Raw genomic sequence first — 22,883 nt, 5'->3', positions numbered from 1 at the left:
CCATTTTTGTACTTTTTGAACGAATGTTTTCTCGCCGTATCAAAATCTTTTGAAGCCTGTTTGGGCACTTGTGCATTAATGTCTTTTAACCACTCATATTTCTTTCGCTTCTTGATCTTTGTAAATCGTTTCTGTAAAGCTAACTGTGAAACAGATTTTCCAAATAGCTTATAGTATCTATCACTCATTCTTTTACAATAGTTATAAGCGAATCTTGCAGCTCCAGCATGGTTTCTAAGCACTTTTTCTTGTTCAAGCGTTGGAATTAGTCTGACTTTCTTCGCCAATATCATCAGAATGTAACTCCTTTAATGAAAGATTTGTTCTTCTGAATCGTAGCGTGTTCCACCAGCATTCTCGTAAGACTACTCGGATGCAAACCTGTTAATTCTGATACTTGACTAACTCGTGAAAATTTCATTATTATTCTTACCTCATTGAACCCACGATAGCACATGCGTTCGATAGATTCGATGAGGTTTGATAGATTTGATTAAATTTATCTCGTTCAACTAAGGGCGCAATTCCTTAGCCAGTTCTCTTATGAACTTCTCATATTTTCACATGAGCGCAGACTATATGTTTATCTCTTTAGAGATAGAGGATTTTTCCACCACCATAGGCTTGTGATGTACTCTCGTCAGTTATACGAGATAGTCGTTGAACGTTCATCTTATCGCTTTTGACTTAGATGATTCGAGGCGGAAGACCCATTGTTCTAGTGTTTAGGATTTAACCTTGCACCATCTGATTGATTTTTTCTGCTTTCGCGACATTCACGCTCGCCATTTCTAGCCACGTTGTAGTTCAATCAGCTTTAGGGATTGCCCGCAGTTAACCCTCACTACTAGCCAATCACTTGACTAGCAGGGCTTACTGATATATNCATTTCTAGCCACGTTGTAGTTCAATCAGCTTTAGGGATTGCCCGCAGTTAACCCTCACTACTAGCCAATCACTTGACTAGCAGGGCTTACTGATATATTTAATTAACTTTGGTTATAAATGGTTAAATAAATCGTAACAGTTAGTTACCCTTCCTATCTATCCTTTATAGTACACAATTTGAGTAGAAAGAACAGCTAGTGCAGAGAAATTATTTCCTCTATCTATATATTTCCTTCAACTTATCGGAACCTATACCACCTATAATCATGAATGCAAGGGGTAAAAGATTCATTACATATGGCGCATCTGCTACAATTGCAATACTTGCTCCAGCAAATTTATTTAGCATCCATACAACGATTTTTGCAATAAGTAAAAATACCCCTATCATAAATAAACTATCAAAAAACACCTTCCATTTTGGATATGCCAATTTCTTACTATCTTCAATTACTTTCTGCGTCAATTCTTCATCACTCCTTAGCAGTTCATCAATCGTAATATCGAACAAATCACTTAAATGAATAATAATTTCAATGCTCGGATAGTTCTTTCCCGTCTCCCATTTCGAAACAGATTGCCTACTTACATGAATTTTTTCAGCCAAATCATTTTGCGACCAATTTCTTTTTTCCCTTTCTTCTTTTAAACGCTCACTAAAAATCATACTGTGTTTATCACCTCTCTATGCCCATTATGTTCAAATAAATGATGAAGAGTAAAGCTAGTTATCGTTGCATCGCCTGTGCAACTTATGCGTTACAGCTTATAATAGTGCTATTTTATATGTATCTTCCCTATACTATGCTCCAATAATAATTTCCCGAACAATAATACAAAGAGCGGATACTAATAAAGTGAAACTTTAATCAGCCCTCACCAATCGGGCTTTTACGGACAGCCCGGCAAATAGCGGGATAAAGACTAGATTAGGCATAAAAAATACGCCATCCCTTCTTATCAGTCTCCAGAAAGAATAACGCAAATTTTCATTTTTACTCATCATTTTTCGGACTATACGAAAACCCCGGATATTTCACAACAGGCCACTTCTCCTTACGCAGGGAATCCATTACTTGCGGGCCAACATGTATATTACTCTCCACTATTTCTTTAGGAGTCAGTGCCATCCATTGATTTAACGATACATCTTCAAAACGATTGCTTCTGAACATCTCTAAAAACCATAATGTTTCGGTACCTGTATTTTGAATATAATGCCCCGTCGCAAACGGTACATATCCGACATCACCAGCTCTATAATCAAATGTACGAGCGGTACCATTTCCAAGAAACACAGTCATTCTCGCTTCTCCTGTCAAATAATATTGCCATTCATCATTATTCGGGTGCCAATGAAGTTCTCTCATTCCACCAGGCTCAACCTCAACGAGCGCTGCTGCGATCGTTTTTGAAATAGGGAAATTTGTAGAATCTACAATTCGAACGCTACCACCAGGAGTCTTAATTGGCTTTTGTTTTAACAGTTCATGTTTAAATGTTAAAGGAACTTCCCCTTTCGGTGATTGAACTTCCTGACTTTCAAGCGAACCTGGCACCTCTCCTTGATAAATATAAACTTGACCTGAAGGGATAGAATGAAAAGCACTCTCAGGTACTCCAAAATTAGCCGACAACACTTCTTTTGGCGTATGCGCAAACCAATCAGAAATAGCTAAAGTAGATAAATCAGAAAAATGTCCATCATCGAAAACAAGTAGAAATTCACAATGTTCCAATCCTTGAATGGAATGCGGAATACCAGGCGGAAAATACCAAAGATCACCTGGTCCAACATCAGCAATAAAATTCCGTCCATTTTGATCAACAGCCGTTATGCGTGCCCGTCCTAAAAGCATATACGCCCATTCCGCTTCTTTATGCCAATGAAGTTCTCGTATTCCACCGGCCGTTAAGCTCATATTTACCCCAGCAATCGTCGTCGAAACTGGTAGTTCCCGAGCAGTAATCTCCCGAGACCACCCGCCGTGTTTCAAAATCATAGAAGTGTCCGAGAATGAAAACTTCAAGTTAGGAACTAATCCTGCATCCGTTATAGGTGGAACAAGCATATTCGGATTTTGAATATCTCGCATAACATTACGAGGTCCAGAATCAATTGCACCTGCTCCGTCGCTGCGGATTGGTTGCGGCACTTTCCCTCCCGCTTCATTAACAGTACGTTTCTTCATGATTACACCCCTTTTTCATCCGGTTATTAGGTGAAAATCCTCCACCATAGTGTATGAATTGGGCTTTAGATGGTTACAGTTACTATGGAGTTACATCAACTGCCTATCATTATCGTTTTGTTCATTTCTCAACTTATACTAGTATGGACAGCGTCTGGAAAGATAATGAAGAAATTAAATTAAAACTAATAAAAAACCCTGTAAAATTTATTACAGAGTTTTTCACCAATTATTTATTGTTTTACATATCGAATACGAACATTATCGTCCATATGATAAATTTGTAATGTGTTTCCATCATAGTTTTGCAATTTATACATGATACTATCATTTGTTAACTTTACTTCTTGATCGTCTTTAACTGCTTTTGTTACTTTTAAAGATAACTGGAATGATGGGACATCCACCGTATATGTTCCTGTTAAATAGTTATCTTTATTCGGATAAGAACCATTCGCATAAGACTCAAATGTTTTATCACCTTTTAGTACTAGCGTAGTTTTTACGCCACTGCCGTAATCAATACCCCAATTACCAATAATCTCAGTACCATCTTTAATGTTCTTCTGCATGTTGCTATAACTAATTCCTAACTCTTCACTTGTACCAACTGTATCTACAAATACCCCAGTTTTTGCTTGACTTTTATCTGTTTGAGCCTGACTGCCAGTAGTTGGGTTTGCCTGTGTAGAACTACTTGTTGTACTAGTAGATTTTTCCGTGGTTGTATCACCTTTTACTTCAGCCCTTAACTTATCAAATGTAGGTTTCCAAATACGTTTTGCTTCCTCTAATTTTATATTTGCTTTATTTAAGATTTCCTTATCAGTCTCTAAGCTAAAACCTTTATCGTTGAATAACTTCTCTATTTCACCGAATGTTTCTCTTAGTTTACCTGCAGCTCTTTCAATCTCTTTTTGGTCTTCTTTATGTTTTGGCGGTGCAGAAATCTTCTCTATCTTATCAAATACTTTATAGATGTCTTTAACACTATCTAATACCTCAGCTTTTGATTTACTTCCGTTTCTCAAATCCTTTACAGATGCATCATAGTAATCAAATCGTCTTAACATATCCTGTTCAATGTCTAATAAATATTGTGCATAATCTTCATCTAAAACTCGAACCTTTTGAACATCTTTACTTTCTTCTTTCGAATTAGTTGATTTTTCTTTTGTTCCAGAAGACTTAGCTTTACTTGTTTCTTCTGTCTTTGCTTCTTTACTTGCCGAATCTTTTACTGTAACACAACCACTTAATAATAATGTAACTGGAACTACAGCAGCCATTAGTTTCTTCACTTTCATACCTCATACTCCTTAAAGTAATTTACTCTTAGTTTGTTTTGCTACCGATACTCTTCGCTGCTTCTTCAAACAGTTTTGAACCTTCTTGTGCTTTACTTAATGATTGATGCATTTTACTCTCGTCTTCTTGGTCTAATGCATCAAAGAGAAGTTGGAAACAATCCGCATACAGTTCCATCGATTGCTTTATCTTCACTTGTTCTCCCTGTAATTCAGGAGGTGCTTGTAGATTCTTCAGTTTCGTTGCAGTTGCCTTTGCTCCACCTAAACTCAGTTGTACTTCACTTTTCTTTTGTTTGTATGATTTTACGTCTGAATCTGCTATTCCTTCAATTAATTTCATTGTATCTTCAATTTGAGTAGCACTATTTATGATATCTGCCTTGTACCTTTCAACATCTGAACCAGTTACCTTACCAGTTGAAGAACTAGAAGAAGTTGAATTATTTGAAGAAGAACTTGGTTGACTACTTGATGAACTACTGTTTGTACCTTCACCTTTCGCTACAGATAAGCTATCCTCTTTCTTGCTATCAGTTGACTTACTCTCTTTTTCAGAAGTCTTATTCTCTTTCTCTACCTTTTGCGTTTCTTCTTTCTTTGGCTCAGCTTTCTTACCATCAGTTTCAATTGTAATACAACCACTCAATAACATAACTGGTAACGCTAAACTTACTAATTTCTTTGCTTTCATGATTACTAATACCCCTTTATTTGTAAAATGTAGTGCAAACAAGTTAATATACTTAACTAATAAATTTCCCCCGAATAATTTATTAAAATCTACTATCCATAGATTTCCTGTATATTCATAATCTTTCCATATATATCATTTTACAAAGAATTACATATTTGGTGAAAGGGATTTATGTAGTCCTTAAAAGAAAATTTTAATCACAAAGAAAAGAAGCTAACAATAAATTGTTAACTTCTCGGCTTAAGGAAAAAATAGTATCTTTCCTTATCTTCTAATATCTAGGTTGTGATTGAATATTTGTAAGATGAACATCATACATATCAATGATTTCAAGAAATCTATCAGCTTCACGGAAAACATGGTCTGCTAATAATGGATGAATGATACTCTTTATTTTACATTGCTCAATTAAATCACGTGCTGTTTTCTTAAAATCCCGAAGAGATGTAACCGACACACGATTTTGATCTAAAAATTGATCTAAAAGTGGGACTGTTTGGGATTGTGGTTTCATAGATTCTAAGTCAATTGCTTGATACATCAATTCATCAAAATCATTGCTAAAATTCCGTGCTGTATCTACAAGCTTTCTTTCCGATGGATCAAGAAGATGGCCAATAAATTTAGCATGGTCTGCCATAATCCGTAAAAAGAAAACATTTTCTTTAATAATAGCATCAGGAAGGGCATCTAATTTCCCTTCATTTAATTGTATTAAACGTTTTCTAAAATAGTCAGCTTCCCTACTTGTATGGTCAACTAACAGTGGAAAGTTATTTTGTCCTGGCAATTTACATGTGAGAATTAATCCTAAGATTTTTCTTTTAAATCCCCAAATATTAGTTGCGGCTTGTTGTACTTCTGCATTAAATCTTTTTATTTGCTCAGGATCTGTTTCATTTGTATAGGAATGCGCTATTTGTTCGATATGTTCAAACAATCGATAAAATTGATTAGCCTCTTCAATTAGTTGAGTATCCTCGCATCTAAACCCTAAGCGAAGAAAAAAAGAATGCTCCTTCATGATTCTAGACCAAAAACGAATTTCATTTAATGAACGCTCAACAAACATTACAGATGTAACACCTGTATCAGGATGTAATGATGTTTCATCCCTATGCATTGTTAATCCCCCCCAGTAAAATCCCCCGCTAGTTCCATTCTTATGAGTAAAAAAATATATAAATACCATCAATAAAAGTTCTGATGAATCTCGTATACATGTAATATTAAATTTATATAACCTGATCCCCAAGAAGAAAAAGGCTACCACCTAGTTGTAAAGTTCTACTAGGTGGTAGCCTTTCGAAATTTTTATTAAAGCAATACCGAATCTTTATCACTATCCTGATTACGTTTCTCACGCTCTTCTTCTAAGCGCTTCATATATACTTCGCCTTCTTTTTCAATAAACTCATTATCCATATCTTGCTCTTTTTTCGAAGTATATAAAACCATGTAGCCACTTAGTACAATCCCGACAATTACAAGATAAACCCACCATGGTAAAGTTTCCAAATCACTTCATTCCTTTCCTTAGACAAGCCTTATTAGTTTCACTTTATGAGGAAAGAAGTGGATTTATGCTTAAAATTTTTATTGTGGATGCTTCGCGAAAAATGCTTGTACATATTCCATAAACTCAATTGGTTCCTGACGAAACGGTGCGTGGTATCCTTTTTCAATAATATGAAACGTACTATTCGCAAATAGCCCATGATACAGTTCACCATTTTTCCAAGAAACACTCTTATCATGTCGTCCCCATAAAATTAAAGTCGGTACCTTAATTTTATCTGCTTCCATCGCAATGCGGCGCTCTCTCATTTTCGTAAGCTGATCATAATGCTCTTTATCATCACGACTATTTTTCACTTCATTTTTATTATACTTCGCAATCTCAGTTACAGTTTGTAAGTCCGTCGATAGCGGTGGTACTTCATAACTTTCTTTTTGCTGGAAAGACTCTATCCCTGTGGCATCCGCCAAGATGAGATGCGTCACTGCATCCGGATATAAATACGCTAAATTAAGGGACATCTCTCCGCCCATTGAATGGCCGAGCACCGCAAACTGATCGTATCCGAGCTTCTTCATTAACTTATAATATAAATTCACTTGCGCAGGAAACGAATACTGAAAATCAATAGGTTTAGAAGAACGCCCAAACCCTAAAATATCAACCGCAATAATCGTATGGTCTCGCGCTAGTTCCGGATAAATATCACTAAACCCATCAGAAGAACCACCAAACCCGTGAAGCATAAGTAACGGAGGTTTCCCCTCACCAATTTGTTTAAAATAAATCGTCTGCCCATCAATTTGCGCCATACTCTCTTTCGTATTCAACTTCATCATAACAGTATCTTTCACTTCTCCAACCTTCGCAATCGGCTTCTCAACGAAGTTACAAACAATTAACCAAACGAGCACAATACCGCTAATCATATAAAACTTAAACCGTTTCAAAGTTCCCGTCTCCTTTCTCTTGTTTCTATTTAAAGTTTTTACATTTTTTGGTTGTTTTATGTTCTCCTTTTAATTGTAACTGAGATAGTTACAATTATACTAAAAAAATATAACTCATTTCTATTACTAATGGTTATTATGTAACTATTATAGTTACATATTTAAAGTAAGTCAATTCTTTTCTCTACATGGCCTGAAAATAGAAAAAGGGACTTCATGTTGAAGTCCCTTTCTTTGTTATTATAGTTGGCTTACTCCGCCGTCGCCTCTATTATCTGCTGGTGCTCCTCCTGTGTCGCCAATGTTAACGTAGTCTGGTCTTGCTGGTGCTCCTCCGTCACCAATATTAACTGCTTGCTGTGTAGTAGAAGAAAAATTAAGTCCCAATGAAAGAATCCCTACAAAAATTAATCCTTTTGCTATTACGCCTACTTTTTTCATTATTTCAACGCCCCTTTTTCTAAATGTTTTTTCTGTGCTTGATTATTTATATAAAAATATTTACTTGCCTTTACATGGTTTTCTTCTTTATAAAATTGCATAGCTAAAATCTCAGTATATTCTTGAATACAATCCAACAAACCTTCTTTCTCAAAATATAAAATCCCATTTAAAATAGTGGATTCTAATAATACACTAGACGTCTTTTGATTCATTTCCTTTAAAATTACAAAACGGTGCTGAAATTCTTTATTTTGTATCTTATTACATATATCTAATCCTTTTTCAATTAATTCAGCGGCAGTATCGATTTTTCCAATTTTGTAATATTCACGTGCTAATACAAACATTGCTTTGAAATGTTTGGGATTACTTTTTATTACTTCTACTAAATGTCGAATTGCTAAACTCGAAAGGTTTTGACTTGCATATAACCATGCTAAATTATGACGAACCATTGTAATAAATCTTTCATTATCTATCTTTTGAAATACATCTAATGCCAAATTCAACTTCTCTTCGGCTTGTTCATATTGCTTTAAATCAATACAAGCCATTGCAAAAATATTCTCACACAAAGCAATACAAACTTCATAGCCAGGATGTTTTTCATATTCATCTTTTGCTAAACGTATTTGATCAATCGCCATCAATGGTTTATACGTTTGATAAGACAAATATGCAAATCTATAATTGAATTCAGCATGTTCCAACGAAGATGTTATATATTTAATTAATTTCCCAGCCTCTTCAAAGTGATTTTGTGACTCAATGTAATTTGATATATACATTGCATGAATACCTTTAAATAAGTGATAATAATGTGTTAAAAGTGCGTCATCAGGAATTATAAAGGTATTAATTTCATCAAAACTATTCTCTGTAATACTCAAACTATCAATTAGCACATGATAACGGAATTTTAATAATGCGTGATAAAATGCCGCATACTGATCTTCTTTAATATAAATAACCTTGGACTCTATTTCCTCATTTAGTACTTTCGCTTTAACCACATCTTGTTTTAACATTGAATGATACCAATCATCCAATAAGTGTCTCATTTGCTCCCGCGTTACTACATCTGCTCCCATAAACTCGCATCCCCTTTTCTCCAAAATTAGGATTTTTATACAATTATCAAAATTGTATATTACCACTCCTTTTCTATGTATTGAAAAATAATTATCAGAAAATTTAATGTTTTAATTAATTATACCAAACTTTTCCTTTTTGATAACTTGAGAAACAATTATCAGAAAACTCACTAGAATAAATAAAAAAGCAAGCAGTTCCAGCACTCCGCTAAAACTACTTGCTCTCCTACTTACTATCTCTATTTTTACTCTTTAATGAATTCCTTCGTACTTCTCACTGTATCAATTGGACGAACTAATTTTTCAATTTCTTCACGTTTTGGCTCTAGGAATGGAGGTAAAGATAATTTTTCGCCAAGTGTTTCGTATGGCTCATCTCCCATAAACCCTGGGCCGTCTGTTGCAAATTCAAATAAGATTTGTGGTGCAACTCTTGCGTATAATGATTCAAAGAAATGACGGTCTACATAACCAGATGAAGGAAGTCCAACGCTACTGATTCTCTCAATCCATTCTTCTAATACAGCGCGATCTTCTACGCGGAATGCAGCATGGTGAACCGTACCAAAACCTTGTCGTGCTTCTGGAAGAACCGTATTATGTTCTACAACGACAGAAGCACCGTTTCCACCTTTATTTACTTCAAATAAATAGAATTCTCCTTCTTGCGCAACCTCTTTAAATAATAAAACTTTTTCTAGCACTTCTTTGAAGAAACTAAAGTTTGCAATACGGATAAATACAGGTCCTAAACCAGTGATTGCATATTCTAATGGTACTGGCCCGTTTTGCCACGGTGTACCTGATTCGATTCCTTTATCAAGTTCATCTGAGATTAATTGATATTCTTGGTCATCAAAGTCAACGAAAGAAAGAGTTTTCTTACCAAATTGCTCTTTAATTCCTGTATGTTCTACTTCAAGACGGTCAAAGCGTTTCACCCAATACTCTAATGCTGCATCAGTCGGAACACGGAATGAAGTTTTTGAAATTTCATTTGTACCGTGTACGCCTTTCGGAACACCTGGGAAATCAAAGAATGTCATATCTGTTCCTGCACTCCCTTTATCATCTGCAAAGAATAAATGATACGTTTGAATATCATCTTGGTTTACTGTTTTCTTAACTAAACGCATTCCTAAAACGTGAGTGAAAAACTCATAGTTTTTTTCTGCACTACTTGTAATCGCTGTAACGTGGTGAATTCCTTTTAATTGGTTCATTTTATATTCCTCCAATATTTTTTAATTTATATTTTCTCTCCTATTACTTCTCTTCAATAGGTGCTAAATTCGCTTCAATCTCTGCACGCTGATCTTCTAAGAACGGTGGTAAATCAAGTTTTTCTCCTAAATGTTCCACATCTCCATCAACTGTAAATCCTGGTCCATCTGTCGCAATTTCAAAAAGGATTCCGTTTGATTCACGGAAATATAAGCTTTTAAAGTAGAAACGGTCGATGATTCCTGAAGACTGGAAGCCTCTTTGTTTCACCTGTTCTTCCCAATAGGCAAGCTCTGCATCGTTTTTCACGCGAATTGCTAAATGGTGAATGCTCCCTCGGCCCGGCTTTTCAGTAGGTCCATCTAAATATTTCACAACGATTTCTCCAAAAGCCTCTCCTTTAATGGATTGAAAAATTGCTTCCTCTTCGCTACGGCTAACCGCTGTATAACCGAACATCTCTGTAAGTGTACTCGACATTTTATCAAGTCTACGAACTGTCATTTCCACAGAACCCATTCCTTGAATTTGATGCTTTGCAGGAACTTCTGATTTCTCCCAAGTTTCCCAGTGCTCTACTTTTTCTCCGTTTGAAACGAGTAGTACTAAGCGAAGACCTTCAGCATCCTCAAATTGTAAAGCAGGACGATTTGCATATGTTGTCATTTCACTATGTTTCACATCAAAATTCTCAAATCGTTCTTTCCAGTAATGTAAGCTTTCCTCTGAAGGAACGAGTAATCCAATTCGAGTAATCGCATTCGTACCGCGATATGTTCTTCCTACTAATGGAATTTCAAAAAATGATAATTCCGTACCTGAACTTCCTGTTTTATCTCCATAAAATAAGTGGTACATTGACGGATCATCTTGATTTACTGTCATTTTCACACGACGTAAGCCAAGCACGTTTTTATAAAAGTGATTATTTTCATTTGCATTTTTCGTAACCATTGAAATGTGATGATGCCCTTTAATTTTATACATTGATTATTCCTCCGTTTCGTTTTACTAGTCAAGTGATAACTAAAAAAATAATATTTCCCACAACTAATATGGTTTTTAGCTTTTCAATTTATTCTTAATTATGTTTTTGTAAATTCATCTTAGTTTTTACTGTATAAGTTACTTTGTTTTTTAATCGAAAACAACTGAGTGTATGTTTTTCATATGACTCAATCGCTTTCGTTACTATCACTTTACACCTCAAGTGATTGAAAAGCAAGTGAAAAATCTCGAATTCAAGATTTTTTTGTTAAATAACATTTAGGGTGTAAAATCTGATTATTTACGTAATTGACATTCTATTAAAACGCTCATTTACAGAAGAACATTATTCAAGTGAAGCCCTCTATAATTCAATTACAACTCCTTGAAAGCTTATGATACTATCCTGATCACACTTTTTATATTTAATGTTTTAAGGAAAAAAGCTATACTATAAGCGAAACTAAAAATCAGAAAGGAAATACCAGAACATGGAAAATTATATGCTATTTATCCTTACAGCACTCCTTATTATAATGATGCCTGGTCCCGGTTTTGCTTTAGTTACAAAAAACACTATCTCTCATGGTAGAAATGGTGGAATAAAGACCGTCTTAGGAACAGTATCTGGAATGATGATTCATACAATAATGGCTACACTAGGACTCTCTGCTATCTTAATGAAATTTGCTATGCTATTTACATTAATAAAATATGCTGGGGCATTTTATTTAATTTATTTAGCTGTAAAGTCAATTAAAAGTGCCTTTTCTAAAAAAGAAGATATGTCAAGTTCAGTGGAAATAAACTCTAAGGATATTGGAACGGTTAAAAGTTTTAGACAAGGATTTACCACGGCAATCTTAAACCCAAAAACGGCTGTATTTTTCCTTAGTTTTCTACCCCAATTTATTGTGAGTAATCAAAGTCATTTCTTCCAATTTCTTTTGTTGGGATTCACATTTACGACTTTGACAGCAATATGGTATTTACTTTATATCTCTCTAATACGTCAATTAAGAACTTTTTTAAGAAAAGAAAAGGTGAACCGTACAATAGAGGGTATTACTGGCACAGTATTATTAGTATTTGGAGTTAGGCTATTTTTCCAAAAATAAATATGTAATAGAGAGAGTTTAAAACTTTCGGTTTTTCCAATAAATGAATCAATATAAAAAGTATGGCTTTCAAACAGTAAAAAATGAACAAACGGGTGTGTTTGTGGAATAAGCTTCAATAAAATAACCAAACTTTTTATAAAGAAGTGAATCGATTATATTAAAATTGATATAAAGGCGTTATCCTTTCCTATGATTTCTCAGAAAGAATAACGCCTTTTTCTTTTTAGAGGGTATTTTGTCTAGTTAGCTTGATAGCGATGTGGTTCTATCCCTTATAAAGTGAAACTTTAATCAGTGGGGGTTTTGTTCATCCCCCACTGATTATTAGTTGAACCAATCGGGCTTTTACGGACAGTTGATCCCCCACCTAACTTCTTTGCTTCCGCTGAATTTTGAGGTGGGGGTCTTACTGCCCGTTAATGCGGGATAAATGTTACAAAAACATTTATAATAGCTCTAACTTGCACAATGCTTCCCGTTAATATAATACGCTGATTCTGTGAAAACCGTAAATACAACCTCTACTTCTGGAAGTCCAAAATCCATTACATATGTAGTAATGGCCTTGGCAAATCGATCACGAATTTCCTGTCCACGCTCGAACCATTTCACTTCAATAAGAGGAAACGCTTCTATTTCTTCTCCATTGAATACAAACGTAGAACTTGGTAGTTCCAACGTAAAATTATCCGTACCACACTCACAAATCTCTGCGAGCTCTTCTACTAATGGCTTGCTTATGTGTTTTAATTGTTCAGTAGTAATTCCACGAAACACAACATGCGGCATGTGAATCCCTCCTTTAGATAGTTTTATATTTGCTCACATCATAGCACAATTCTCCCACCTTTTAACAAAAATAGATGCTAAACAAGTTTCAACTCTTATTTTTAGGCCTGTTATACAGGCTGAAGCGATTCTAAGTATCTGCCATATTAAAGTTGATATGCTCCCATTCTAGTGGTGAGATATGTTTTAATCGTTCTTCGTTACCCCCATGCGTACTTCTTAACTATTTCATTTAATTTTTAATAAAGAAAACAGCCTCACTAAGCTTTTAGAACTTAATGAGGCCACTTTATTCACACTTTTAATTATGGAACGTCGGTTTATAGAACGAACGATTATCAAGTGCGAAGACACGCTCTGTGTATTCGCCTGGTTTTGTGCGTCCTAATGCGCGGTCCATCATGTTCATTTTTGCATCTAAGTTGTCGATGTAGTGCAGAATTTCTGCTTCTTTTACTAATGGTGGTTTTGGGCTACCCCATTCTGCTTTTCCGTGGTGAGAAAGGACGATGTGTTGAAGAATTAATACTTCTTCTGCATCGATGTTCAGCTCATCTGCTGCTTTACCAATTTCGTTCACCATGATAGAAATGTGGCCTAGTAAATTTCCTTCTAACGTATACGTTGTAGAAATTGGACCAGATAGTTCAATTACTTTACCAAGGTCATGTAAAATAACGCCTGCATATAGTAAGTCTTTATCTAATGATGGGTATAGATTTGAAATAGCTTTCGCTAAATCTAGCATTGATACAACGTGATAAGCTAGTCCAGATACGAACTCATGATGATTCTTTGTCGCTGCTGGATATTCTAAAAATTCATTTTGATGCTTATTTAATAAATGTCTTGTTAGACGCTGAATGTTCGGGTTTCTCATTTCAAATATGTATTGCGTAATTTTCTCAACCATATCTTCTTTTTTCACTGGTGCTTTTTCTACGAAATCCGAGATATCTGTTACTTCATTTTCATTCGCAACACGGATTTGTTTCACACGTAATTGAATACGTCCTTTGTAGTTTAAAATATCACCAGCTACTTTAACGATTGTTTCTGCTACATATTGTTTCTCAACTTCTGGTGATACGTCCCATAGCTTCGCTTCAATATCTCCACTTGGATCTTGTAAGATTACTGTTAAAAATGGCTTTCCATTACTTGCTAGACCTTTTGTCGCTGTTTTAATTAACAAGAAAACATCGACTTGTTCACCAACTTCATATTCTGCAATTTTCTTTTTCATTCGAATTCCTCCACCAAATCAGTTACTTTTAGTATAGCATATTACAACTCATTTTCTTTACGCTTATGTGTTAATTTTATAATCTGTTTTTCTGTAAAATACGCGAGTAAATGCGCATGACATGTAAAGAAGATGACTTGTCTATCTTTTGCGATTTCCTTTATTAGTTCAATCGTTCGATCCGTCCTTACCGCATCAAAGTGCACGAAACTATCATCAATAATAAATGGGTAATCATGTTCAAATGTTTTCGCAAGTGCAAATCTCAGCGATAAATATAACTGCTCCGCTGTCGCTTGGCTTAGTTCATGACTGTAAAAACGTATACCGTCGTTACGTTCAACAACGAACGGCTCCGCCTCTGACGGTGAAAAGATTTTACTATAGCGTCCGCCCGTTAAATAGACGAAATACTCTTCTGATTTTTGTAAAATACGAGGCAGATGCACTTCATGATAATATTGCTTCGTTTTCGTTAATACTGTCTTTGCGGCCGCATAAGCAGCCCACTTCTTCACTTGTTCACGTACTTGCGCTTTTTTCATTTCCCACTCATGCATTAAATCGCCGTACGTACTACCTTCTTCTAAATTCGCAATTTCCATACGATGTTTCGCGATGCGCTCTGTCAATTCTTTCTCTTGCGCCAGACAGTTTTGTACGACTGTAATTTCTCTCTTTAATTTCTCTTCATAACCGTCAGCTTCGTAATGTTCAGCTAATGATAAACTCTTTAAACGCTGTTCTAACAGATCAATTTGCGGTAATAAACGCACTACTTGTTTCTCAGCATCTTCACGTTTTTCCGCCAGTTTACCCGCTTCTAAAAACATCTCTTCATCTGTAGTCTCTGCAATATTCCATAATGCATTTCGTTCTACTAACAGTTGTTTCAATTGTTCTTGCATAAACTCATATTCTTCTTGCCATTCCGCCAGTTTTTCTTTTAACTGCTTACAAGTTTGGCGCTTCTCTTTCTCATTTTGCATACGACTTTGTGCCCCGTGTAGCTTACTATACTCCGCACTACCGATAACAGCTTCTAGTTTCTGTTCAAAATGCGAAATCATTTCATATAATGAAGATTTTCGCGTGCCTTCTTTTTCTAACTCCCGATATAATTGCTGCATTTTTTCAATACGCTCAAACGCTGGCAATATGTGTGCATACGTATAAAATTCTGGGAACATATAGCGCGTTTTATATGCATCTACTTGTTCTCCCGCCTGGAACGTTTCTCTCTCCCATTCCTCATACGATGAAACGACTTTATCATAAGCTCGCTCCATTTGCTGCAATTTATAAGACTCACGCTCAAATAGCTTCCGAATCTCTTCATCTTTTTCTAACTGATAGCGCACAGACAGCACTTCTTCACTTTGTCTCCCGCCAGCACTTTGCTGAAGAGTAAGAAGCTCTTCTTGTAATCCACTTGACGGATCTTTATATAAAACAAGGGCAAGAACAATCCCTACAAAAACAATAACACTAATAAATAAGAGCGGGCGGTTATCAATAAATAAACTCGTGAATAAAACAAGCGTGTTAATAAGAAGTAACAGAAGACAAACTCTTTGCCACTGCTTTTTCTTTTGCATAGCTGCTCCTGCTTTTTCCTCATACTTGCGCTTCATTCTCTCTGCGCCCATACCGATAAACGCCGCATCTTGGAACGATTTCTCTTTCTCAACTAACGTATCTCGCTCTTCATCAACTAACATTTGTTTCTGAATCTGTCTTATATTTTCTTCTTGTTCTTCTAATTGCTCTTGCGCTACTTTAAAACGATCATCAAGCTGTGCTTTTTGCGTTTCTAATTCACGCGCTTTTTGTACGGTTTGCGTAATTAATTCTTTCGTTGCCAAACTCATGTCAAACGCAAGAACCGCTTCCTTTTCAAAAGTAGCACCAATTTGTTGTTCTAGTTCTGCAATTTCTTCTTTTATATTCGCAATACTTCCTGTCATATCACGCATTTCTTGGCGTGCATTTTCGTAAGACATATGTTGCATACGAAGTTCTTCTACATAACTTTCTTTTTGTAAAAACTCTTCATCTATTTGAATCGAGGCAATTTCCGATTGCACCGTCTCTATTTTTTTATGGAGCGAGTCAACTTGTAATTGGAGCGGCTCCATCTTCGCCTTAATCGCTTCATAGCGCGCCATTCCGTTTACAGGAAACTGCCCGCTCTCATTTTCTAACACTTTCTCATGCGCACGCTTTTCAATAACGAGTGGCTCAAGCGCTGCTAATATTTCATAATCTTGCTTTCGTTTTTCTGCACTCTCTTTCTCCATACGAACAGAAGCAAGTTTCTCTTCACTTTCTTTTAATTGCTCGACTTGTTTTTCATACGTGCCAATTTTCCCTTGCCACTCTTTCATCTTCTCTTCAAGTTTCTTCATCTCTTGCAGTGACACGTTAATTTCCGGTTTACGCCCACTCGGTTTAAAGCGTTGATCCATTTCTTTTTCTAGCTTTTTATCTAACTGTAATAGCGCATCGCTTCCGACTGCACTTGCCGAAAATAAATAATTGCCAATATCCGCTTCGCCGAGCTGATGAATATTTTGAAGACCATGCATATCAAATGAAAAGATCGATTCAAATAAACTTTCATTCATCCCGCTTAATATATCGTTTAAAATTTCCTCGCCGCCCGTTTTCCCGTCTTCAAAATAAACGGTCACCTCGCCAGATGCCGTCTTTGGCAATCGTTCAATTTTCAAACGACCGTACTTCTCTGTTTGTACAGTCATCGCTCCGCCATACTTCCCACCTTCTTTTGGCTCATAACGGCGCTGTCCTCTCGTCGGAAAACCGAACAAAATACTTTTCATAAACGAGCGAATTGTCGATTTCCCCGCTTCATTTTCACCGTATAACACCGTCAGTAAGGAAAGATCCATTTCCACATTTTCTAATTTTCCGTACCCATAAATATGGAGTTTTTCAATTCTCATTTTTTATCCCTCTCTTGCTGGAATAATTGCTCTAAAATAATATTTTCTGCTTCCTTTTGAATCTCTTTCTTCTCTTCTTCTGTAAAAGATTCAATACTATTACGCGCTACAGGAGACGTCCAAATGGTGCGCAACACGCCGTCCATATTGGTGAAAGCTTCTAACTCTTTTAGCACACTACCGACGAAATGATTTTCTTCTTTCAAACGCTCGATTTCCGCAAAAGAAACCGTCTCATTTTTCCACTTCATCACATATACGAAATCTTTTCGCTCTTCGCCAGATGCTAAAATGTGAAAAATCTCTTCCACACGCTTTTCGTCACGCAAATAAGGAGAAAGTGGGCCCTGCCCTATGAATACGACAGTTAAAAGCGTCCCTTCCTCTTCTCTTCGGCAATCATTCATCGCAGTTGACATGCTCGTCATAAGTTCATCAACAGTTTCAAGTCCATCAATACAAACCTCGATCTCATCCCATACAACATCTGCCGTATGGAAAAATGAACAGTGCGTTCCTTGTTTCGTAAGTTCAATAAGGTACGCACCCTTCTCACCTGTTTCCTTACGATGACGACCTTGTATGTTCCCTGGATAAATAATGTATGGCTCTTCTGATAAAATTTCACGTTTATGTATATGGCCAAGAGCCCAATAATCAAACTGTTTTTCTTTCAACTCACGAATTTGAAACGGTGCATAGCGATTATGCTCTGCATCTCCTTCCACACTTCCGTGAAGCATGCCAATATGAAAAGGCGCATCACTCATTTTCGTATACTGCGCTGTCATATTATCCGTTACCGCTTGCTGCAAATAACTAAACCCATAAATAGAAGCTAATAGCTCACCATTTTTATAAAATGATTTCTCTTCTACGTAAGGCTCCGTAAACACATGAACATTTTCCGGAAACTCAATCGCTGCCCAGCTTCCTCCTAAATGATCATGGTTACCGTGAATAATAAAAACAGGGATATCGTACTGCGAAAGTCTCTTCATTTGCTCACGCACAAACACTTGCGCCCTCAAACTTCTCGTCTCCGCATCATACAAATCCCCAGCTAGTAATACGAAATCAACGCGCTCTTGAATCGCTTTATCAACAATACGCTCAAATGATTCAAACGTACTTTGCTTCATTCTCTCCCAAACAGACTGCGCAACATTCATCTCCATTCCTTTAAACGGACTATCCAAATGCAAATCAGCCGCATGTATAAACTTTACTTGTTTCACAAATAACGATCCTTTCTATCTTTCAAAAGTTTCATTTTATTAAAATTAACATCGCTGAAAACTAATCATCATCGAGAATGAAAATATTCTCGATGATTAAAGTTTCATTCTATTTTACCACGCAATGTCATATATTTCTTTGCATATTGTAGCGTTTTATGTCAAAATAATTATAAGATTCTGATTTTAATTATTGGAGGGAATTTTCATGGGAGTATACGTTCTAACAGTCTTTGAAAAAGATGGTTCAAAAGCATTAGACGAATCATTCGAGGCGGCAACTGAAAAAGAAGCAAAAGCAAAAGGTGAATCTATTTTACAAGAAAAAGGATTGTATGAAAAAACACATCGCTGTACATCTACTGCAGGTAAGCTCGTTTTATTCCAGCGCTAAAAAAAAGAAGCGTCATCCGCTTCTTTTTCACTCTACTATATCTTCGTCACACCACGTAAACACCACATCTAGAATGCGATTACCAATACGTACGCGTTTATTCCATTTACCTGTTTGGATCTGATGTTGCAATTCAGCTTTCATCTTTTCCGTCCAGTCGTGAATCGTTTCACTACCGTCGTACGGATATACGCCTGGAAACTCTTCCTGCAGTAGATGCAAGCTCTCTGCATCAAAATGAAAATGGAAGAAGTAGTTTGCTGTAAGCGATGGTTCTTGCAATCGTAAAAAATGATCATCAATTTGCTTTCTATTTCTATAGAAAGTAAAGATATTCACTTTACCGCTAGTAATTTGGTCAATTTGAATTTCGTGCTTCTCTATAATCACGTCTTGTCCACCTCGTTGTATACTATCTTTAGTATATATGTCTTTTGCAACAAAGTTAACCATTTTCGCGCGAAATTCATTTCCTTCATTATAATTCCTGTTCCTCCAAGTATAATCAGGACAAATAAAAACAAAGTTGAAGGGGAGCGATCACATGTATTTCGGAAGCAAAGGTTGGTATGTAAAAGAACTTAAAAAATTAGGTATTCGTACTTATGAAGGTAAAAAACTAGAATCTTATCGTACGCATGTGTTATCTAGTTTACTTGAGAGAATGAAGAAGGCTTCGGCTTAATAGAAAAACACCTCCCGAATTCGCATACTAAGTATGCAAATTCAATGGAGGTGTTTTTATCAGTTTTCATAAAAGATTTTTTGCTTCCGCTGGAACGGATACGTTTTAATCTCAGCTGTATCTAAATTTTCATTGAATAAATGAATGGCTATAATTTGTCTACAATCGTAAGTATGGTAATAATATGTTCCAGACTCCATACACATTGCACTTGTATAGATAGTATTATCTAATATACCGTCTTCTGTTATTACTGCCCCCTTAGGAACCTCACAATTTGATAAGATATGAAAAATAGCCGATATCCCCTCTTCTTCGTTCTCTATACCTTGAATGTTTTGTTTGCCATATGCTGCCCGCACGAATCTTGATGGCGGGGTGAAATCTCCAGGAAGTCCCATCGATCCGGAACCTTGGCCAAAAGCACTTAATGGTACGTCTCCCCACTCGGTTGGTGCAAATGGCTGCGATTTAAGTCCAATATATTGTCTTAAATTTTGTAAATGCCAATTAAACTCCGGGCTATTAGTCATCACTCCTATTGGATTGTCATACATTTTTATTCCATCAGTTGTCGGCTCAAGTACAATACACTCTCCCCATTTATCTGCTAAAATCCAATGTAGTGGCGGAGTAATCCCTAAAACTGGTAATGGTACATCTATAAGGGAAATGTTATCAACAGATTTTTTTAACTCTTCAACAGAATTAAACTGCGTCAAGCTCCAAGCCACAAAATCAAATGGTGCTAAATTCGTTTTATGGTCATCTATGCTGTTACTATAAGTAGCGAATCCCGGGAAATAGAGAGTGGCACATGTCATACCAGCTTCATTTACTCCGTCCGCCATAATGACCCTTCCTTCATGATTAATTCCCATTCCGACAACAGCCTTTTTCGCTCGGATCGTTTCACCAGTTATATTTTTCCACTGATAACGCCGAGGAATGATTATTACTTCCTGATTCATATCTAATGTGAAATCCATTGTTCTCGCAAAAAGATGCTGGAAATTTTTTGTTTGTAACGTCAAACTAGTACACATGAAGAAATCCCCCCATTTTATAGTTATATACACATTTTATAAAATTCTGATAAATACGCAAATTAAAAAACCTATTTATCACTAACAAAATAACCACCTAAACCAAAAATGCTATAATAAACCCAATCAAACTAAGGGGGCAAATTACTTTGCTTGGAACATGCATTCAATTTCATAAGTTTGGCAATCCAAAAGACGTATTACAAGTTGAATATAAAAATATAGAACCACTGAAAGATAATGAAGTTTTCGTTCGTATGCTAGTTAGACCGATTAATCCATCTGACTTAATTCCAATAACGGGAGCGTACGCTCATAGAATTCCTTTACCTAACATACCTGGTTATGAAGGTGTTGGTATTGTAGAAGATGTAGGTGCGGGCGTTACGAGAGACCTTATCGGTAAACGTGTTTTACCGTTACGCGGAGAAGGTACTTGGCAGGAGTATGTGAAGACGTCAGCTGATTTTGTAGTCCCTATCCCTGATTCCATCGATGATTTTACAGCGGCACAAATGTATATTAACCCTCTTACGGCGTGGGTTACTTGTACAGAAACGTTAAACTTACAGAGTAATGACGTTTTATTAGTGAATGCTTGTGGATCCGCTATTGGACATCTATTTGCGCAGTTATCACAAATTTTAAACTTCCAATTCATTGCCGTTACAAGAAATAATAAGCATACAGAAGAATTACTGCGCCTTGGTGCTGCATATGTAATTGATACTTCCACTGCTTCGCTTTATGAAACAGTTATGACATTAACAAACGGCAGAGGTGCAGATGCTGCGATTGATTCTATCGGGGGGCCGGCTGGAAATGAATTAGCTTTCTCCTTACGTCCAAACGGGCACTTTTTAACGATCGGTCTTCTATCAGGAATACAAGTGAACTGGGCCGAGATTGTCACGAAAGCAAAAGTACACGCAAACATATTTCATTTACGACATTGGAATAATGAAGTGTCACCATATAAATGGCAAGAAACGTTTCGTCACTTAATTCGTTTAGTAGAAAATAAGCAATTACGTTTTATGAAAGTACATTCTACATATGACTTAGCGGATGTGAAAGCGGCAGTTGATGTTGTGCAGTCCGCTGAGAAAACGAAAGGGTAACTAACTGTTACGATTTATTTAACCAATTATAACGAAAGTTAATTAAATATATCAGTAAGCCCTGCTAGTCAAGTGATTGGCTAGTAGTGAGGGTTAACTGCGGGCAATCCCTAAAGCTGATTGAACTACAACGNATATATCAGTAAGCCCTGCTAGTCAAGTGATTGGCTAGTAGTGAGGGTTAACTGCGGGCAATCCCTAAAGCTGATTGAACTACAACGTGGCTAGAAATAGTGAGCGTGAATGTCGCGAAAGCAGAAAAAATCAATCAGATCGTGCAAGGTGAAATCCTAAACACTAGAACAACGGGTCTTCCGCCTCGAATCATCTAAGTCAAAATGGATAAGATGAACGTTCAACGACTATCTCGTATAACTGACGAGAGTACATCACAAGCCTATGGTGGTGGAAAAATCCTCTATCTCTAAGTAGATAAACATATAGTCTGCGCTCATGTGAAAACATGAGAAGTTCATAAGAGAACTGGCTAAGGAATTGCGCCCTTAGTTGAACAAGATAAATTTTATTGAATCTATCAAACTTTATTTATTTTATCGAACGTACGTGCTATGTTTGGTTCGATGAGGTGAGAATAATAATGAAATTTTCACGAGTTAGTCAAGTATCGGAATTAACAGGTTTGCATCCGAGTGGTCTCAGGAGAATGCTGGTGGAACACGCTACGATTCAGAAGAACAAATCTTTCATTAAAGGAGTTACATTCTGATGATATTGGCGAAGAAAGTCAGACTGATTCCAACGCCTGAACAAGAAAAAGTGCTTAGAAACCATGCTGGAGCTGCAAGATTCGCTTATAACTATTGTAAAAGAATGAGTGATAGATACTATAAGCTATTTGGAAAATCTGTTTCACAGTTAGCTTTACAGAAACGATTTACAAAGATCAAGAAGCAAAAGAGATATGAGTGGTTAAAGACATTAATGCACAAGTGCCCAAACAGGCTTCAAAAGATT

Annotated in this window: 24 protein-coding genes and 1 pseudogene; 6 read left to right on the top strand and 19 right to left on the bottom strand. The window is 36.3% G+C overall.

All coding sequences use genetic code 11. The features are described from left to right. The 13 genes from ASE54_RS23975 to ASE54_RS23920 all read right to left on the bottom strand — a co-directional run. Positions 1 to 293 (bottom strand): helix-turn-helix domain-containing protein (locus ASE54_RS23975; RefSeq protein ID WP_157449596.1); only part of this gene is annotated, 293 nt, incomplete at its 3' end. After that, positions 293 to 421: a hypothetical protein gene (locus tag ASE54_RS37430; RefSeq protein WP_000672787.1), complete on the bottom strand. Its 129-nt coding sequence runs from the start codon at positions 419 to 421 to the stop codon at positions 293 to 295. The genes ASE54_RS37430 and ASE54_RS23975, both read right to left, overlap by 1 nt. 684 nt (positions 422 to 1,105) lie before the next feature. Continuing rightward, positions 1,106 to 1,555 carry a helix-turn-helix transcriptional regulator gene (locus ASE54_RS23970; RefSeq protein ID WP_000577639.1) on the bottom strand — a complete coding sequence of 150 codons (450 nt, stop codon included), beginning with the start codon at positions 1,553 to 1,555 and terminating at the stop codon, positions 1,106 to 1,108. Positions 1,556 to 1,883: 328 nt separating this feature from the next. Beyond that, positions 1,884 to 3,080 (bottom strand): cupin domain-containing protein, encoded by a 1,197-nt coding sequence (locus tag ASE54_RS23965; protein WP_000747506.1) that lies wholly within the window; start codon positions 3,078 to 3,080, stop codon positions 1,884 to 1,886. A 233-nt stretch (positions 3,081 to 3,313) separates the two neighbouring features. Next, positions 3,314 to 4,387: a DUF3994 domain-containing protein gene (locus ASE54_RS23960; protein WP_000865194.1), complete on the bottom strand. Its 1,074-nt coding sequence runs from the start codon at positions 4,385 to 4,387 to the stop codon at positions 3,314 to 3,316. 28 nt (positions 4,388 to 4,415) lie between these two features. After that, positions 4,416 to 5,081, bottom strand: a complete 666-nt coding sequence (locus tag ASE54_RS23955; RefSeq protein ID WP_000644836.1) for a hypothetical protein — start codon at positions 5,079 to 5,081, stop codon at positions 4,416 to 4,418. A 274-nt stretch (positions 5,082 to 5,355) separates the two neighbouring features. Further along, a complete protein-coding gene (locus ASE54_RS23950) occupies positions 5,356 to 6,207 on the bottom strand; it encodes a DUF2935 domain-containing protein (protein ID WP_000554483.1) in 852 nt (283 codons plus the stop codon). A 194-nt stretch (positions 6,208 to 6,401) separates the two neighbouring features. Continuing rightward, positions 6,402 to 6,602 carry a sporulation YhaL family protein gene (locus ASE54_RS23945; protein WP_000449223.1) on the bottom strand — a complete coding sequence of 67 codons (201 nt, stop codon included), beginning with the start codon at positions 6,600 to 6,602 and terminating at the stop codon, positions 6,402 to 6,404. A gap of 78 nt (positions 6,603 to 6,680) precedes the next feature. Then, a complete protein-coding gene (locus tag ASE54_RS23940; protein ID WP_003260572.1) occupies positions 6,681 to 7,553 on the bottom strand; it encodes an alpha/beta hydrolase in 873 nt (290 codons plus the stop codon). Positions 7,554 to 7,793: 240 nt separating this feature from the next. Continuing rightward, positions 7,794 to 7,994, bottom strand: a complete 201-nt coding sequence (locus ASE54_RS23935) for a Phr family secreted Rap phosphatase inhibitor (RefSeq protein ID WP_000755466.1) — start codon at positions 7,992 to 7,994, stop codon at positions 7,794 to 7,796. After that, positions 7,994 to 9,088, bottom strand: a complete 1,095-nt coding sequence (locus tag ASE54_RS23930; RefSeq protein WP_000500598.1) for a hypothetical protein — start codon at positions 9,086 to 9,088, stop codon at positions 7,994 to 7,996. The genes ASE54_RS23935 and ASE54_RS23930 overlap by 1 nt, the downstream gene beginning before the upstream one ends. Before the next feature lie 248 nt (positions 9,089 to 9,336). Then, complete coding sequence (locus ASE54_RS23925; RefSeq protein ID WP_001072576.1) at positions 9,337 to 10,314, bottom strand: ring-cleaving dioxygenase; 978 nt, start codon at positions 10,312 to 10,314, stop codon at positions 9,337 to 9,339. A 43-nt stretch (positions 10,315 to 10,357) separates the two neighbouring features. Continuing rightward, entirely contained in the window at positions 10,358 to 11,302 is a 945-nt protein-coding gene (locus ASE54_RS23920; protein ID WP_000276687.1) for a ring-cleaving dioxygenase, read from the bottom strand. 491 nt (positions 11,303 to 11,793) lie between these two features. Between ASE54_RS23920 and ASE54_RS23915 the strand changes: the two genes are divergently transcribed. Next, the gene (locus ASE54_RS23915; protein WP_000433010.1) at positions 11,794 to 12,420 is read left to right on the top strand and encodes a LysE family translocator; all 627 of its coding nucleotides are present in this window, start codon (positions 11,794 to 11,796) and stop codon (positions 12,418 to 12,420) included. Between the two features lie 459 nt (positions 12,421 to 12,879). Here ASE54_RS23915 and ASE54_RS23910 read toward each other — a convergent pair whose 3' ends face one another. The 4 genes from ASE54_RS23910 to ASE54_RS23895 all read right to left on the bottom strand — a co-directional run bounded on the left by ASE54_RS23910 (position 12,880) and on the right by ASE54_RS23895 (position 18,662). Further along, complete coding sequence (locus ASE54_RS23910; protein WP_001120954.1) at positions 12,880 to 13,212, bottom strand: DUF1904 family protein; 333 nt, start codon at positions 13,210 to 13,212, stop codon at positions 12,880 to 12,882. A gap of 301 nt (positions 13,213 to 13,513) precedes the next feature. Then, entirely contained in the window at positions 13,514 to 14,458 is a 945-nt protein-coding gene (gene yhaM, locus ASE54_RS23905) for a 3'-5' exoribonuclease YhaM (protein ID WP_000726650.1), read from the bottom strand. Between the two features lie 41 nt (positions 14,459 to 14,499). After that, positions 14,500 to 17,424 carry an AAA family ATPase gene (locus ASE54_RS23900; protein WP_001217610.1) on the bottom strand — a complete coding sequence of 975 codons (2,925 nt, stop codon included), beginning with the start codon at positions 17,422 to 17,424 and terminating at the stop codon, positions 14,500 to 14,502. Beyond that, positions 17,421 to 18,662 carry a DNA repair exonuclease gene (locus tag ASE54_RS23895; protein WP_000815702.1) on the bottom strand — a complete coding sequence of 414 codons (1,242 nt, stop codon included), beginning with the start codon at positions 18,660 to 18,662 and terminating at the stop codon, positions 17,421 to 17,423. Before ASE54_RS23895 ends, ASE54_RS23900 begins: the two co-directional genes overlap by 4 nt. A 208-nt stretch (positions 18,663 to 18,870) precedes the next feature. On the opposite strand from ASE54_RS23895, the gene ASE54_RS23890 reads away from it, so the two are divergent. Beyond that, a complete protein-coding gene (locus tag ASE54_RS23890; protein WP_000539552.1) occupies positions 18,871 to 19,056 on the top strand; it encodes a YhzD family protein in 186 nt (61 codons plus the stop codon). A gap of 27 nt (positions 19,057 to 19,083) precedes the next feature. Here ASE54_RS23890 and ASE54_RS23885 read toward each other — a convergent pair whose 3' ends face one another. Further along, the gene (locus ASE54_RS23885) at positions 19,084 to 19,446 is read right to left on the bottom strand and encodes a hypothetical protein (protein ID WP_000582776.1); all 363 of its coding nucleotides are present in this window, start codon (positions 19,444 to 19,446) and stop codon (positions 19,084 to 19,086) included. 154 nt (positions 19,447 to 19,600) lie between these two features. Here ASE54_RS23885 and ASE54_RS35155 point away from each other — a divergent pair, with 154 nt between their 5' ends. Next, entirely contained in the window at positions 19,601 to 19,741 is a 141-nt protein-coding gene (locus tag ASE54_RS35155; protein WP_000273536.1) for a YflJ family protein, read from the top strand. 59 nt (positions 19,742 to 19,800) lie between these two features. Here the strand turns inward: ASE54_RS35155 and ASE54_RS23880 are convergent, their stop codons facing one another. Continuing rightward, positions 19,801 to 20,787 carry a choloylglycine hydrolase family protein gene (locus ASE54_RS23880; RefSeq protein ID WP_000337587.1) on the bottom strand — a complete coding sequence of 329 codons (987 nt, stop codon included), beginning with the start codon at positions 20,785 to 20,787 and terminating at the stop codon, positions 19,801 to 19,803. Positions 20,788 to 20,936: 149 nt separating this feature from the next. On the opposite strand from ASE54_RS23880, the gene ASE54_RS23875 reads away from it, so the two are divergent. From ASE54_RS23875 to ASE54_RS23870, 3 genes and pseudogenes are all read left to right on the top strand, one after another. Continuing rightward, a complete protein-coding gene (locus tag ASE54_RS23875) occupies positions 20,937 to 21,908 on the top strand; it encodes a zinc-dependent alcohol dehydrogenase family protein (RefSeq protein WP_000901740.1) in 972 nt (323 codons plus the stop codon). 598 nt (positions 21,909 to 22,506) lie between these two features. Further along, positions 22,507 to 22,635, top strand: coding sequence for a hypothetical protein (locus ASE54_RS37425; RefSeq protein WP_000672782.1), 129 nt, complete (start codon positions 22,507 to 22,509; stop codon positions 22,633 to 22,635). Next, positions 22,635 to 22,883: pseudogene (locus ASE54_RS23870) on the top strand (helix-turn-helix domain-containing protein); the annotation flags it as partial. The gene ASE54_RS37425 and the pseudogene ASE54_RS23870, both read left to right, overlap by 1 nt.

This window comes from Bacillus sp. Root131 (assembly GCF_001429475.1).
Taxonomy (GTDB): Bacteria; Bacillota; Bacilli; order Bacillales; family Bacillaceae_G; genus Bacillus_A; species Bacillus_A thuringiensis_S.
The sequence above is the reverse complement of the archived record's forward strand: the minus strand, read 5'-3'. Positions and strand labels throughout refer to the sequence as shown.

Excerpts from the sequence above, each read along its gene's own strand:
- ASE54_RS23955 (WP_000644836.1), bottom strand. The coding sequence starts at position 5,081 with ATGAAAGCAAAGAAATTAGTAAGTTTAGCGTTACCAGTTATGTTATTG.
- ASE54_RS23925 (WP_001072576.1), bottom strand. The coding sequence starts at position 10,314 with ATGAACCAATTAAAAGGAATTCACCACGTTACAGCGATTACAAGTAGT.
- ASE54_RS23880 (WP_000337587.1), bottom strand. The coding sequence starts at position 20,787 with ATGTGTACTAGTTTGACGTTACAAACAAAAAATTTCCAGCATCTTTTT.
- ASE54_RS23935 (WP_000755466.1), bottom strand. The coding sequence starts at position 7,994 with ATGAAAAAAGTAGGCGTAATAGCAAAAGGATTAATTTTTGTAGGGATT.
- ASE54_RS35155 (WP_000273536.1), top strand. The coding sequence starts at position 19,601 with ATGTATTTCGGAAGCAAAGGTTGGTATGTAAAAGAACTTAAAAAATTA.
- ASE54_RS23920 (WP_000276687.1), bottom strand. The coding sequence starts at position 11,302 with ATGTATAAAATTAAAGGGCATCATCACATTTCAATGGTTACGAAAAAT.
- ASE54_RS23960 (WP_000865194.1), bottom strand. The coding sequence starts at position 4,387 with ATGAAAGTGAAGAAACTAATGGCTGCTGTAGTTCCAGTTACATTATTA.
- ASE54_RS23900 (WP_001217610.1), bottom strand. The coding sequence starts at position 17,424 with ATGAGAATTGAAAAACTCCATATTTATGGGTACGGAAAATTAGAAAAT.
- ASE54_RS23890 (WP_000539552.1), top strand. The coding sequence starts at position 18,871 with ATGGGAGTATACGTTCTAACAGTCTTTGAAAAAGATGGTTCAAAAGCA.
- ASE54_RS23950 (WP_000554483.1), bottom strand. The coding sequence starts at position 6,207 with ATGCATAGGGATGAAACATCATTACATCCTGATACAGGTGTTACATCT.
- ASE54_RS23930 (WP_000500598.1), bottom strand. The coding sequence starts at position 9,088 with ATGGGAGCAGATGTAGTAACGCGGGAGCAAATGAGACACTTATTGGAT.
- ASE54_RS37430 (WP_000672787.1), bottom strand. The coding sequence starts at position 421 with ATGAAATTTTCACGAGTTAGTCAAGTATCAGAATTAACAGGTTTGCAT.
- ASE54_RS23970 (WP_000577639.1), bottom strand. The coding sequence starts at position 1,555 with ATGATTTTTAGTGAGCGTTTAAAAGAAGAAAGGGAAAAAAGAAATTGG.
- ASE54_RS23915 (WP_000433010.1), top strand. The coding sequence starts at position 11,794 with ATGGAAAATTATATGCTATTTATCCTTACAGCACTCCTTATTATAATG.
- ASE54_RS37425 (WP_000672782.1), top strand. The coding sequence starts at position 22,507 with ATGAAATTTTCACGAGTTAGTCAAGTATCGGAATTAACAGGTTTGCAT.
- yhaM (WP_000726650.1), bottom strand. The coding sequence starts at position 14,458 with ATGAAAAAGAAAATTGCAGAATATGAAGTTGGTGAACAAGTCGATGTT.
- ASE54_RS23910 (WP_001120954.1), bottom strand. The coding sequence starts at position 13,212 with ATGCCGCATGTTGTGTTTCGTGGAATTACTACTGAACAATTAAAACAC.
- ASE54_RS23965 (WP_000747506.1), bottom strand. The coding sequence starts at position 3,080 with ATGAAGAAACGTACTGTTAATGAAGCGGGAGGGAAAGTGCCGCAACCA.